The sequence below is a fragment of the Neoroseomonas alkaliterrae genome, assembly GCF_014199195.1.
GTDB lineage: Bacteria > Pseudomonadota > Alphaproteobacteria > Acetobacterales > Acetobacteraceae > Neoroseomonas > Neoroseomonas alkaliterrae.
Genome location: NZ_JACIJE010000007.1, coordinates 234209 through 248401 on the forward strand (window position 1 = coordinate 234209; position 14193 = coordinate 248401).

Genomic DNA, 14193 nt, shown 5'->3' on the forward strand with positions numbered 1-14193 from the left:
GCTCAGTAGTCCTCCTCGCTGACATTGGGCACCTGCACGTCGGGGTCGGTGATCCGGCCGCCGCCGATGCTGAGGTCCACCCGCTGCGGCGGCGCCTGCGGGATGGAGAGCACCTGGCTCGGCACCACGCAGTTGATCGAGGAGATGACGCAGTTGTTGATGCGGTAGCGCGTCAGCGTGCCCGAGGCCGCGGGCCGCGTCGTGTCGCCGAAGCGCGCCGCGGCGGGCCCGCCGATGACGACGCCGTTGACGTCCACGAACTGCCCGAACAGATCCGCCGAGCCGCCCGTGCCATGGATGCCGATGCGGCCGGCCGAGACGATCCTGCCTGTCGCGGCGCCGCCGTCGATCAGCAGGAAGACGGGGCTGCTTCCGGCATCGATGTTGATCGAGACCGCACCCGCCGGGGCGGCCGAGGCCGGGCCGAACTCGCCCGGCGCCTCGGTGTTCGGCATGCGCACCTGCGTGCGCTGCTGGTTGCGCGGCAGGCCGGGGATGTCCGGCTCGACCAGCGTGATCGGCTCTGGGCGGATGCCGCCCGCGCGGGTGTCGAAGACCACCGCGGGCAGCAGCCCGTCGCGCGGGCGCACGGCCATCACGCCCTGGGTGGCGATGCCCCCCGGCGCCGAGAAGGCGACCGCCCGGCCGATGACGAACAACCCGCCGTCCAGGTTCATCACCCCGGCGGCGTCCACGTCGAGCGTGCTGGCGATGAAGCCGCTCTCGCGCAGCGTGATGGCCCCGCCGGCGAGGCGGATGCTGTCGCTCGCGGCGAGGCCGCTGCGCTCGACCAGCATCCCGCCGCCGGTCTCGATCAGGATCGAGACCGGGTCCACCTGGAAGTCGCGCAGCAGCACCCCGCCGGCGGTCAGGCTCACGCGCCGGCCCGCGGTGATCTTGCCCGCGGTGAGCCGGGCCTCGCCGCCCGCCAGGACAGCGAGATCGGTCGCCGCGATCGCCTGGCCCGACAGCGCGAAGCCGCCGCCCGCCGTGAAGGACGCCGCGCCGCCGGACTGCACCAGCCCCGACAGCGCCATCTCCGCGCCCGAGAGCGCGGCCAGCGACGTGCCCGCCACGAGCGTGCCGGAGCTGTCGAGGGGGCCGCCGGCGGCGAGCCGCACCTCGCCCCCGCCAAGCGTGGTGCCGGTGAGGCCGAGGCCACCCCCGGCCGTCATGGCGAGCGTGCCGGCGACGCTGATCCCCGCCGCGCTCTGCAGCCCCGCGCCCGCCGTGAAGGCGGCATTGCCCGCGACCGCCAGCGTCCCGGCGAGCGTCATGGCCGCGCCCGCGCCGAAGGCCGCATCGCCCCCGATGCTCGCGCCCCCCGTGAAGGCGAGCGCGCCGCCTGCGGCGAGCCTCGCCTCACCGGTGGTGGCGAGCCCGCCCGCATAGGTGATGCCGCCCCCGGCCGTCAGGCTCGCCGTGCCCGGCCCGCCGCTGACGCTGATGCTGCCGCCGGCCGCGACCGTCATGCCCTGGTCGGTCGTGAGCGAGAGGCTGCCGACCGCCGAGACCGGCCCGCTGACGAGCAGCGGCAGCACGGTGTTGAGCGCGAGCACCGGCCCCGTCGCGGCGAGGCCGGCGAGTTCGATGAAGGCGTTGTCCTCCGGCAGGGTGATGCTGCTGCCATTGATCGCGAACTGCCCGGTGACGATCAGCGCGCCGGCTTCCTGCGTGACGGTGCCGCCGCTCTGGATCGCGACGCCGCCGCTGCCCTGGATCAGCCCGTCGAGCGAGACCGACGTGCCTTGCAGGATCACCGAGGCCGCGCCGATGCCACCAGCCGAGAGCGCGGCCCCGGCCGCGAGCCTGACGGTGGCCGGCGAGGCGATGCCGCTCGCGGCCAAGGCGCCGGCGGCGGCGATGTCCACCACGCCGGGCGCGCCGGCGGTGGGCAGCGTCCCGGCCGCGATCCCGCTCGCGGTGGCGAAGGTGTTGCCCGCAAGGCCCAGGCGGAAATCGCCCTGCGCCGTGCCGGTGACGGCCGCGACATCCAGCGCGCCGCCGGTCTGGCGCACGCTGCCGCCCGCCGCGCCCGGCTGCCCCGCAACCAGTTCCAGCGTCCCGACGCGCACGCTCGCGCCGTCGCGCAGCCGCACGTCGCCGGCGAGCACGATGTCCCCCGCGCTGCGCGTGCTGCCGTCCGAGCCGATGCGCAGCCGCAGCGCCCCCGGCGCGTCGAGACCCGGCCCGCCGCCGCCCAGCCGCGCGATCTCCGCCGCGTCGAGGGCGAGCGTGCCCGGCCCGGCGGCGCCGAGCGTCACCGCCCGCCCGGGCGTCTCGGGCAGGATGCCGATGGTCCCCTCCGGGGCGCGGATGGCGGCCTGGATGTCGAGATCGTCCGCGCGCAGGGCGAGGCTTCGGCCAGGCGCGAGGATGCTGACGGCCGAACCCGCGCCGCCGTCGCGCAACTCCATCAGCCCGGCCCCGCCGCGGATCGCGACATCGCCGCCGGCCACCACCCCCGCGAGCGCGGCGATCCGGTTGCCCGGCCCGCCGGGGTCGAGGCGCACCGCGCCCGTGGGGAAATCCGCCGACAGCATCGCGACATCGAGCGCGGTGCCGGGGTTCTGGATCAGCGCGCCATCCCCGGCGAGCGTCAGCCGGCCCACCCGCGGCAGCAGCCCGCCCGTCGCGAGCGGCACCGCCCCGGCGATCGTGATGTCCCCGGTGATGCCGAGGCCGCCGAGCACCAGCTCCGCCGCCGGGGCGGCGTTGGGCAGGAAGGCGAGTTCCGTGCTGTCGAGCGTGATCCGCCCGGCACTGGCGCTGCCCGCCGGCCCGCCCAGCACATAGCCGATGCTGCCATTGGCGGTGGCCGGCAGCAGCGTGATCCGTCCCGCGGGCACGCTGATGGTCGCGCCGATGGCGAGATCGTCCGCGCGCAGCAGCAGCGTCCCGCCCGGCCCGATGGCCACCGCGCCGGTGATGCCGAGGCTACCCGCATCGCTGCGCAGCGTCGCCGCCGTGCCCGCCGAGAGGCCGAGGCCGAGGGCGGCGCCCGACCCGCTCATCCCGCCGCCGAGCGCGCCGATGGCATTGCCCGCGCGATCGAGGCTCACCGTCCCGCCCGCCAGCGCGGCGAGGGTCGGTGCGGTGATCGTCCCGCCCGTCTGCAGGATGTCCCCGCCCGAGCGCAGCCCGCCCTCGAAGCCGCCGGTGCGCAGCAGGATCCGCCCGCCCGGACCGGCCGTGAGATCCGCCGCGATGGTCAGCGTCGGCGCTTCCAGCGTCAGCGCCTGGCCCGCGCTCACGCCCAGGGCAAGGCCGATCGTCAGCGGATCGGCGTTGCGCAGCGTGATGCTGCCGGCTGTCGAGGCCAGCAGGCCGATGTCCTGCACCTGGTTGCGCGCCGCACCCGCCCCGTCCGCGGCATCGAGGAGGACGGAGCCCGGCGCGAAGGCCCTGAGCGTCCCGGCCGAAAGCCGCACCCCGGCATTCTGCGCGATGCCGCCCGTCGCGGCGCTGAGGTCCACCGTGCCGGTCGCGCGCACGTCGTTCAGCGCGAGCGCGGCGGCGGCGAGGGTGATGTCGCCCGCGACCGGCGCGCCGCCCGGCCCCGTCGCCTGCGCGGCCAGGGTGCCGGCGGTGACGAAGGTGATCCCGTTCCCCGCGCTCGCGACCAGCGCCGGCGTGGCGTTCGCCCCGGGCAGGCTGATCGTGCCGGCGGCGGTGACGGTGGTGCCGGCGGTGCCGATCACCGAGGCGAGCCCCGGCCCGCCCGTCACGTCGCCGGCGGTGGCGGTGATCTGCACCGTGCCGCCCTGCACCGCCTGCTGCGCCGCGCCGGCGAGGTTGGTGCCGGGCAGCGTCACCGCCGTGCCCTGCAGCGCCACCGCGCCGCCGAAGGCGCTGGTGACGCCGCGCACCTCGAGCGCGCCGCCGGTGGTGATCCGCACCTGGCCGAGGGCGGCGGCCTGCACCACCGGCAGGCTGTTGCCGGGGCCGTCGAGCAGGATGCTCCCGCCCTGGGCGAAGAGCTGCGCCGCCGCGACCGTGCCGCCGGGCGCCTGCGCGATCGTGCCGAAGCCGGTGGCGACCAGCTCGAGCCGCGACGCCGCCGCGGCGGCGATGGAGACCGGCCCCTCGATGCCGAGATTCGGACCCTGCAGCCGGATCGTGCCGCCCTGCGCGTCGAGCAGCGCGATCTCGCCCGCCGAGAGCACGGAGGCCGCGCCGCCGAGCGTGAAGGTGCCGCCGATATCCGCGAGCGTGACGACGGAGCCCGGCACCGGGCCGCTGCGCACGCTCGCGCCCGGCGCCAGGGCGAAGTCGTTCGCCTGCAGCGTGACCGCCGCACCCTCGGCGAGGATCGGCGCCGAGACCGTCAGCGTGCCCGATGACGCGACCTGCACCGTCCCGCCCGCCGCGATGCCCGCCGCGCCGCCCGCGCCCGCGCCGGCCACGACCTGCCCGACCGGGGCCGAGATGGTGCCGAGCGCGATGTCCCCGCCCGCGAAGGCGCTGATCTGCGGCACCGAGAGGCCGAAGCCCGCGGCCAGGATGTCCCCGTTGGTGTGCAGTTCGAGGATCGAGGGCGAACCGCCTCCGGTCAGGTCGAGCACCCCGCGCAGGGTGATGGTGCCCGAGCCCGTGCCGGCGGGGTCGAGCGGCCCGATGCCCGCCACCGCGACGTCGATGCCGCCGATGACGAGGCGGCTCGCCTGCACGCGCTGCACCGAGGCCGCGGTGTAGGTCGCCCCGTCGAGCCCGCCGAAGCCGCCGAGGCCGATGGTCGTGCCCGCCGTGAAGGGCGCGAACTGCACCGTGCCGCCGGGCGCGACGAAGGCCGGCAGCGGCGGGAAGCCGCCGGGGGCGAAGGAGACGTCGAGCCCGTCGGTGAAGAGCCGGATCGCCCCGCCCGCGCCGACCACGACGGGCGCCCCGACATCGAGGTTCGGCACCGTGCCGCCGAAGGGCCCGGTGTAGAGGTCGCGCACCAGCAGGAAGGTGCCGCCGGGCGCGGTCACCACGCTGTTCGCGCTGGCGCTGCCGCTCGTGATCCCGTTCACGCCCTGCACGAGCCCCGCGATGCGGTTCGCCTCGGGCAGCAGGATGTCCCCGCCCGCGGAGGCGGCGAGGCCGCCCGCCCAGATCAGCCCGCCCGTCTGCGTGATGGAGGGCCCCGCGACCGGCGCGTCGAAGCCTGGCCCGGTGCGGAGGTAGAGGAAGGACGAAGGAACCTCGATGGCGCCCTCGAGCGTCAGCCCCGGCGCCTGCAGCAGCGCGAAATGGCCGAGGAAGAGATTGCCCGTGGCGGCGACATCCCCCACCGCCAGTGGATCCCCGTTTACGAAGACCACCGAGAGCGCCCCGGCGCTTTCGAGCCGCCCGACGCGGTTGAGGTCGGCCGGGCCCGCCGCATCGCCGCCGGCATGCAGCACGATGGCCCCGCCCGCGCTGGCCGAGAGCCGCGCCGCCGCGATGGGCGCGCCGAGCGTCTGCTCGATGCTCCCGCCCCCCGCCGCGGCGAGCGACACGCTCGCCCCCGCCGCCGCGATGCCCGGCGCGGCGATGCTGAAGCCCGTGCCGTTGCGGAAGGCGAAGACCTCCGCCGCCGCCTCGGCCGGGGCGAGGCTTCCGGCCGCGCCGCCGGCGAGCAGCCGCACCGCGTTGCTCGCCGCATCGAGCCGCACCGAGCCCGCCGGCGCCTCGGCCACCAGCCGGTCGGCGGCGATCGTCCCGGCAGCCGTCTGCGTCACGTCCCCCGCGCCGGCGCGCAGCGTCAGCACGCCCGCCGCATTGGGCATGGTCAGCGCGGCGTTCACCGCGACCGTCCCGCCCCGCAGCGCCGCCGTCACCACGGAGGGGGCGAAGCCCGTCGGCCCCAGCACCGCGAGGCCGCCCGCCCCCGGCGCGGCCGAACCGAGGGCGAGGTTCCGCGCCTCGAGCCGCGCGAGATCCGCCCCCACCAGGGACAGCGCGCCCGGATCATTCGCGCCGATCGCCACGCCGCGCCCGGGCGTGCGCGCGGCGACGTCGATCGTCCCGTTGAGCGCCGGCTGGCCGAAGGGCGGGAAGGGGTCGCCCGCCCCGACGCGCCCGGCGAGGGCGAGCGTGTCCGCCCGCAGCGTCACCGTGCCGGTCGCGGCCGTCGCATGGACGGCGAAGGTCTCGAAGGCCGGCACCGCGACACTCAGCGCCGATGCCGCGAGCGAGACATTCGCGCCGCGGATCCCGTCCACGAAGACGAGGCTGCCGCCCGGCCGCTGGATCGCCCCGGACAGGTCGGTGGCGAGCGGGCCGGAGGTGGCGAGCACCACATCGCCGCCGGCGGTGATCCCGGCGCGCCGGATGTCGTTGCCCGGCTCGGCCAGCGTGACGGGGCCGGTCGCGCTCACGCCCAGCGCCTGCGCGCGGATCGCCCCGCCGCCCTGCGCCACCGCGCCGAGGCTGGAGAGGAGGACGGTGCCGGAGGGCGCCGCGCCGCCGCTCAGGCCGAGCGAGCCCTCGAGCGTGATCGCGCCCGCCGCGCGCAGCGTGGGGTTGGCGAACTCGACCGCAGCGCCGGCGGCGAGGCTGAGCGCGCCCGTCGTCTCGACGACCAGGCTCCGGTTGGCCCCGAGCTGCGCGATGCTGCCCTGGAGCGCGAGATCGCCCGCGACATGCAGCGCGAAGGCGCCGTTCACGCTCGACGGCCCGAGCACGCCGACGGCGTTGAACTCGGCCGCCAGCGCAGGGGCGAGCAGCGCATCCCCGCCCGCGTTCACGCGCAGCTCGCCCGCGGTGATGCGCGCGCCCGTCGCGGCCTGCTGCACCGTGCCGCCGGTCTCCAGCGTCAGCCGCCCCGTTCCGGCGGTGACGGGCGCATGAAGCGCGAGGCCCGCCGCCGTGCGCAGCGTGATGTCGGAGGCCGCCCCGCCCGCCGCCTGGATCGGCGCCGTGACGCTCAGCGCCTGTGTCGTGCGGAAGGCGAACTCCCCCGCATAGGCGAGGCTGCCGAGCGCCCCCACGGCGTTGTCCGCCGCCTCGAGCCGGATGGCGCGGCCGGAGGCGAGGTCGAGGGTCGCGGCGGTGATCCTGCCAGCCGCCGTCTGGGTGATGCTGTCCGCCGCCCCTGCGCCGCTGGCCGTCAGGCTGACGGTGGTGCCCGCGCCGCCGCCCGTGATCAGCGCCGATTGCAGCGCGACGGCCCGCCCGGAGAGGGCGATGCCCGCCCCCGCGCCCGCCGCCTCCACCGCCGCCGCGACGCCGAGCGCGCCGGTCGTCGTGAAGGCCACGCCGCCCGCCGCCGCGAAGAGGGAACGCGGCCCGGAGGCGCCGGCCGGGATTCCGCCATCGGCCAGCGTGAAATCCCCCGTCCCCGCCAGCGCCACATTGCCCGTGGCCGCGTGGGCGACGAGCGCGACATCCGACCCGCCGGGGGAGACCAGCCGCCCCGCCGCGCCCTGCGCGATGCCGGCCCCGGCCAGCAGCGTGATGGCCGGGCTGGCGCCATTCGCCGTCACCGTCCCGGTGCCGAGGGCGATGCCGCCCGCCGCCTCCAACCGCACCGTCGGCGCCGCGATGCTCGCCGTGCCGAGGCCGATGCCCCCGCCGCTGACAAGCGAAAGCCCCGCCGCGGTGGTGAGGTTCGCGACGAAGGCGATGCCGCTCGCGCTTTGCGTCCCGCCCACCGTCGTCTGCCCGATGCGCAGCGTGCCGGCGGTGGCGTCCGCGAGCGCCGTCGCGGCGAGCACGAGCGTATTGGCCGGCGCGCCCGCGCTGCCGACCTGCACCGCGAAGCCCGCGCTGCGCGGGCCGATCTCGATGGTGCCGCCGCCGGCCGCCGCGAGGCTGCCCGTCGCGCCGACGGCAAGCGCATCCACGCGCAGGGAGAGGGTGCGTCCGTCCGGCGCGGCGACGCCGCCGTTCACGGTCAGGCTGTCCGCCACGATCCGCACATCGCCCGCGCCGGTGCCGATCACGCCATCCGCGTTCGCGACCGTGACGGCGCCGCCGGTCAGCGTGATGCCCGCGCCCCGCGCCTGGCGGAGGATGAAGGCGTCGTCGCCCGTGACGGCCAGCGGCCCGGCGCTGCGCGCATCCAGCGCCGCGATCGCGTTGGTCGCGGCGAGCGCGATGCTGCCCGCATCGGTCGCGCCCCCCAGGCCGCGGATGGTCAGCACGCCGTTGTCGCCGCCGCCGCCCGTCCCGCCGAGGGCGAGGGCGGCGGTCTGGCTGATTGCCCCGTCGGCATTCACCGCGAGGTTGCGCGCGGTGATGGTGCCGTTGAAGGCGACATCCCCCGCCGCGTTGAGCGTGAGCGTGTTGCGCTGCCCGCCGGTGCCCGCCGTCAGCGCGCCGGCGATGGTGATCGCCGCGCCGCGCAGCGTCGCATCGCCATCGGCCACGCTGCCCGAGACGATCCGCAGCGCGCCGTTGTTCGCCGCGTTCAGGTTCAGGCCGGTGTTGCTGCCGGTGACGGTGAAGGCCAGCGGCAGCGGCGAAGCCGGGTCCGCCGCGCCGCCCGCGCCGATGCGCACGATGACCGCGTTCGGGTCCTGCTGCACCACGCGGTTCGAGGTGATCTGGAAACTCTCCGCGCGCAGCTCGCCCAGGAGCTGGATGCCGGTCATGGCCCCGCCCGAGGCGGCGATGCGGAAATCCACCCCGCCGTTGACCGCGAGCGTCTGCGCCTCGGGCAGCACGATCCCGTCCACGCTGCGCAGCAGGAGCTGCCCATCGGCGATGCCGCTCGTCTGCCAGCGGATCCGCCCGTTGTCCGAGCCGAGCAGCACGTCGCCCGTGCCAGCCACGTTGGCGGTGAGCAGCAGCGGCTGGTTGAGCCCCCCGACATGGCGCAGGATCGCGCCGGGGGCCTGCGTGATGCCCGTCGCCGCCTGCAGCGTCACGCCCTGCGCGAAGGCGGAGGCGTTGAGCGCGATGGAACCGGTGCCGGCCGTGATCGAGAGCGCGCCCTCCGTGCTCAGCGGCGCATTGACCGCGACGTTCCGCCCCGCCGTCAGGCTCAGGTCGTTCCCCGCCCCGGTGACGGTCAGCGCCGCGCCCACCCGCACGTCGCGCCCCGCGACCAGCGCGAGCCCGCCATTGTCCTTCGTCACCGCCGCATCCACGACGATGTCGCGCGCGGCATCGAGCGTGACCGTGCCGGCGAAGCCCGCGATCGCCGCGGGTGTGACGCGCGTCCAGGTGGTGTCGGCGCCGTCCGCGGCGCCCACCGTGCCGCCGGGCGGGATCGGCTCGTTGTCCGGGATGACGAGGGCGATGGTCTCGCCCCCCGGCAGGCCCGGCGGCGCGGCCTCGCCGCTGACGATGATGTTGCGCGGGTCGAGCAGCAGCTCCCCGCTGGCGCCCGAAGGCGCGCGCAGGTCTATCGTGCCGGAGGAGAACAGCGCCCCCTGGCCCGAGAGTTCCACGAAGCCGCCATTCCCGCCGCCAGGGCCGCCGCGCGCCGAGAGCGCGCCATGCAGCTCGGTCCGCTCGAGCGAATTCAGCACGAGCATCCCGCCATCGCCCGCGCCGGTCGCATCGGCGCGGATGGCGGCGCCCTGCTCGACGATGGTGCGCGCGGCCATGGCCTGGTTGCGCCCGCGGCCGGTGGTGCCGACCAGCACCTCCCCCCCGCCCGCGCCGCCCGAGGCATCCACCCGCGCCCCGCCCGCGACGCGCACCGTGCCGCTCGCCTGCAGCGCGACCCGCCCGCCGCGTTCGCCCGCACCGCCCGTCGCGGCCACGGTGCCTTCGACGCGCACGCCGCCGCCCTCGGCGCGCAACACCACCTGGCCGGTCCGCTCGGCCATCGTCGGCGCCTCGATCCGCCCGGTGTTGCGGACGAGATCCTCGACGAGGCCCGAGGCGGCATGGGCGGTCAGCAGCACCGAGCCGCCGGCCGCCTCGATGACGCCGGAATTGGTGACGAGCGCGGCCCCGCCCTCGGGCGCCGTGCGCACCGCCTGGGTGACGTCGAGGCCGATCAGCCCGTCGCCCGCGAGGTCGAGCACGAAGGCCTCCGCCGCGCCGAGCGCGACGCGCCCGAGCCGCGCGCGGATCACGCCGGAATTGGCGACACCCGGCCCGACCAGGGCGGCGAGGCCGCGGTCGGCGACGGTGATGGTGCCGTGGTTCTCCACCCGCGCCCCGGGCCGCGCCGGCTGGTCGAAGACCATCCGCCCGGCCATGAAGTTCTGGTTGGTGATGCCGGAGGCGGAAGCGATCAGCGCGCCGACATCCACCTGCGCGCCGCGCGCGAAGACCAAGCCCGACTGGTTGACGATGGCGACCCCGCCATTGGCCTGCACGCGCCCGGCGATGACCGAGGGATCGGGCCCGACCACGCGGTTCAGCGTCCAGGAACCCTGGCCAGGCTGGACGAACTGCACAGTGTGCTGGCTGCCGACATTGAACTGCTGCCAGTCGATCGCCGCGCGCTCGGTGCCCTGGGTGATGGTGGTGCGGCCGGGGGCCTGCGCGATTGCCGCCTGGCCGGCGACGACCTGCCCGCCGGCCGGGCCGGTCAGCGCGCCGGGCAGCGATTGCGCCAGCGCCTGGCCGGTGGCGATGGGCAGCAGCGCGGTGGTGCCGAGCAGCCAGAGCCGGTGCGGCGAACGCCGCCACGGCGCGCGCGCGGGCGCGGGCGGGTTCGGGCGCGGCTCGCGCGCTGGGCGGGGGGGCGCGCCGCTGGCCATGGCTCAGAACCTCAACAGCATGCGGAAGAAGACCTGCGTGGCGCGCAGGGGGTCGCTAGCCACGCCATCGGGCCGCGTCGTCAGGCGCCGCGCGACCTCGAGGTCGAACTGCGCGAGGTCGGCCACCACGAGCCGCACGCCGCCGCCCCAGGAGGAGAGGCGCCGGTCGGCATCGGTGTCGAGGTTCTGGAAGGCCCAGCCCATGTCGCGGAACACGTAGAGCTGCGTCGAACCGCGATTGTTGCCGAGAGGCGGGTCGGCCGGCATCTCGTAGGCCATGTCGAGCTGCAGCTCGATGGCGTAACCGTAGCCCCAGTCCCCCGTGACCTGCCCCGAATAGAATCCGCGGCCGAGCCGCGATCCGCCGAGATAATACTTCTCGGCCGGCGGCAGGATGTTGTCCGACCACTGCCCGCTGACATAGGCCTGGATGTTGACCATCGCCCCGTCGAAGGGGCTGAACAGCGGCTGCACGCGCTGGTATTCGCCGGTCACCTTGGTGAAGCCGAACTCGCTGCCGATGCGCGTCACCAGCGGATCGCCGTCGCGCGTCGCGCCGAAGGCGTCGAGGCCCTGGTGGATGCGCAGCGCCGCCTGGTTGGTCGCCGGCGGCAGGAAGCCGATCAGCGTGTCGAGCGCCTGCGCGTCGAAGCCGCCGCGCAGCGCGCGGATGCGGTCGCGCCCCGCGCGCTGCCGCCCCGAGGCGGTGCCGACGCCGGTGTAGACATCGCTGTCGAAGGCGTCGAACTGCGCCACCGCCCAGAGATTGGCCGGCCGCGTGCGGAGGATGGGATAGGTCGCGACGATGCCGGCCAGCCGCGTCTCGCCGACATAGCCGATGTCCGAGAGTTGCCCCGAAGGCAGCGTGTTGCCGGTGCCGGCATAGAGCCTGAAGCGCAGCCCCGAGCCGCCGATGAAGGTCTCCACGCTTGCCTGCGCGAACCACTGCGTGCCCTGCTCGGCGCCGAAGAGGGAGAGTTCCGTCCGCTCACCGTATTCGGTGAAGGAGTTGAGCCCGCCGACCAGCAGCCCCTGCCAGGGCCCGGTCAGCCGGTAGCCGCGGTTGTCGAGGTTGAAATACCCGCTGACCGGCGAGCGCGTGAGCTGGGCGATCAGCCTGAGCGCGCCTGGCTCGCCCTGGATCGGCTGCAGCACGCCGCGCACGCGCACGCCGGGCACGTCGGAGGCGAGCAGCAGCGCGCGCTCGACCGCCGCGGTCGAGACCGGCCGGTGCGCCTTCACCCGTTCGAGGAAGCGCAGCACCTGCGTGCCCGCCGGCCCGATGTCCCCATCGAGGCGCACCTCGGCGACATAGCCCTCGGTAATCGCGAAGCGCGCTTCGGCGCGCCCGTCGGGCCGGGGCGCGAGGGCGGCGGCGACCGAGACGAAGGGATAGCCCGCGCGGCGATAGGCGCCGAGCAGCGCGATCCGCGTCTCCTCGATGCGCGCGAGCGGGACGCTGCGGTTCTCGATGGCGGCGAGGATGGGGCGCAGATCGGCGGTGGGCACCGCCGTGTTGCCCTGCACCACGGCCTCCGCGATCGCCACCTCCTGCCCCTCGCCCGGGCCGCGGCGGGGTTCCTCGGCGGGCGGCTGGGCGCGCGGGGAAAGGGCGGGGGCGGCGGGCGGCAGGACGCGCTCGATCAGCCCGGCGGGCGGCGGCGGGGGGCGGGGCGCGCCGGCAGGCGCCTGCGCGCCCGCGCCGAGGGGCAGGAGCATCGCGGCCATCAGCGCCGGGACTGCGGCGCGGGCAAGGAACGAGCGCACGGGATCGGCCACGCACAGCGCCTTGGACGTTGTTCCGCCGATGATACTGACCCTTTACGGGAAATGAACCAACCCATTGGCGGCGGCCCTGTAACGCCGCTCACGCCGCGCCCCCGGCCACGCTTGCCGAAGGCCGGGCTGCCGGGAAGGGGCAGGCGAGAGCCGGGGCGGCCCCAAGCCTCGCGAGACTGTGACCACCCCGGCATTTCCCGAAGCATCCTCGCCGGCCAAGAGCGCCTCCATCGGCGCCTTCTCCGCGCTGAGTGCCGCACCAGCCGGCCCGAGGCGAGACGCGCCGGAGCGATCTGCCGCTGGCGCGCGCGATGGTCGCTGAGCCCCGCGGTGAGGGCGGGTGCGGGCCGCCCGCGGCAGGGCAGGGACCGAGCATGATCCCGCGGCGGTGACCGCCCCGCGCCGCCGGCCTAGTCTGCGCGCCATGCAGGCCGCCGCCGACTTCGTCCCGCCCATGCCGCGCCCGCCGGCGCAGCCCTGGCGGTGGCTGCCCTCGCTGATCCTCGGCCGCGGCGACATCCTGCGCGCCTTCACCGAGGACGCCTATCGCCGGCAGGTCATACCGCTGCGCCTGCCCGGCCGCGGCCTCGTCATCGCCAACCATCCGGACGTGGTCCGCCACGTCTTCGTCGCCCATGCGGAGAACTACGAGCGCAAGTCGTGGTTCATGGAGCAGGCGCTGGAGCCGGTGGTGGGCGACAGCCTCTTCATCAACCATGGCGAGGCCTGGGCCGAACGGCGCGCGGTCATCGCCCCGGCGCTGCATCCCTCGCGCATCGCCGCCTTCCATCCGCATTTCGTCCGCGCGGCGGAGGAACTGGCCGGGGACCTCGCCCGCGCCGCGCCCGGCCCGGTGGATGTCGCGCCGCTCTTCGCCGCGGCGACGACGCGGGTGATGATGCTGAGCCTGTTCGGCGAGGCGGTGCCGCGCGAGGCCGCGGCGGCGGTGGCGGAGGCCTTCGCCGCCTACCAGGCGGCGGCCGAGAGCGTGGATCTGCGCTACCTGCTCGGCCTGCCCCCCTGGCTCGCGGGGCGGCAGAGCCGGCGGGCGCGCCTGGCCGCCGCGCGGCTGCGCGCGCTCGTCGCGCAGGCGCTCGCCGCCGTGCCCGAGCCCGCGCCGCCGCTGCTCGCCGCCATGCGCGCGGCGCGCCGGCCCGACGGCACGCCGGTGATGGATGCCGAGGCGCTGGCGAACGAGGTGGCGATGATGCTGCTCGCCGGCAGCGAGACCTCTGCCACGGCGATGACCTGGGCCGCCTATCTGATCGCCGCCCATCCCGCGACCGGAGCGGCGCTGGACGAGGAACTCGCCGCGCTGCCGCCCGGCGCGCCGGATGCGGAGCAGGCGGCGGGGCTGACCTTCGCGCGCGCCGTGCTGAGCGAGGCGATGCGGCTCTATCCCCCGGTCGCCGTGCTCTCGCGCCAGGCCCGCGCGGCCGACCGGATCCGCCGCTTCGAGATCCGCCCCGGCGACACGGTGATGGCCGTGCCCTGGCTGCTGCATCGCCATGCGATGTGGTGGGACCGGCCGCACGCCTTCATCCCCGAACGCTTCCTGCCCGAGTCCGCGCGCCGCCAGCCGAAATTCACCTGGATCCCCTTCGGCATCGGGCCGCGCATCTGCGCCGGCGCGGCCTTCGGCATGGCCGAGATGCTGGTCTTCCTCGCCGTGCTTCTGCGCCGCTTCCGCCTCGGCGTGCCGAAGGGCTGGGCACCCGCGCCGCAATGCCGCCTCACGCTGAGGCCGAAGCAGGGGATGCGGCTCCTGCTCGCCGCCCGCTGAGGC

The 14193-nt window shown here is 76.1% G+C and carries 3 protein-coding genes; 1 reads left to right on the top strand and 2 read right to left on the bottom strand.

Annotation, left to right across the window (positions count from 1 at the left end; translation table 11 throughout):
- Positions 1-2 precede the first annotated feature (2 nt).
- On the bottom strand, positions 3-10628 hold the full coding sequence (locus FHS88_RS13805) for a two-partner secretion domain-containing protein (RefSeq protein ID WP_184485641.1): 10626 nt from the start codon (positions 10626-10628) through the stop codon (positions 3-5).
- A 3-nt stretch (positions 10629-10631) separates the two neighbouring features.
- Complete coding sequence (locus FHS88_RS13810) at positions 10632-12347, bottom strand: ShlB/FhaC/HecB family hemolysin secretion/activation protein (protein ID WP_184485643.1); 1716 nt, start codon at positions 12345-12347, stop codon at positions 10632-10634.
- 484 nt (positions 12348-12831) lie between these two features.
- Between FHS88_RS13810 and FHS88_RS13815 the strand changes: the two genes are divergently transcribed.
- The gene (locus tag FHS88_RS13815; RefSeq protein WP_184485645.1) at positions 12832-14190 is read left to right on the top strand and encodes a cytochrome P450; all 1359 of its coding nucleotides are present in this window, start codon (positions 12832-12834) and stop codon (positions 14188-14190) included.
- The last annotated feature ends 3 nt before the right edge of the window (positions 14191-14193 follow it).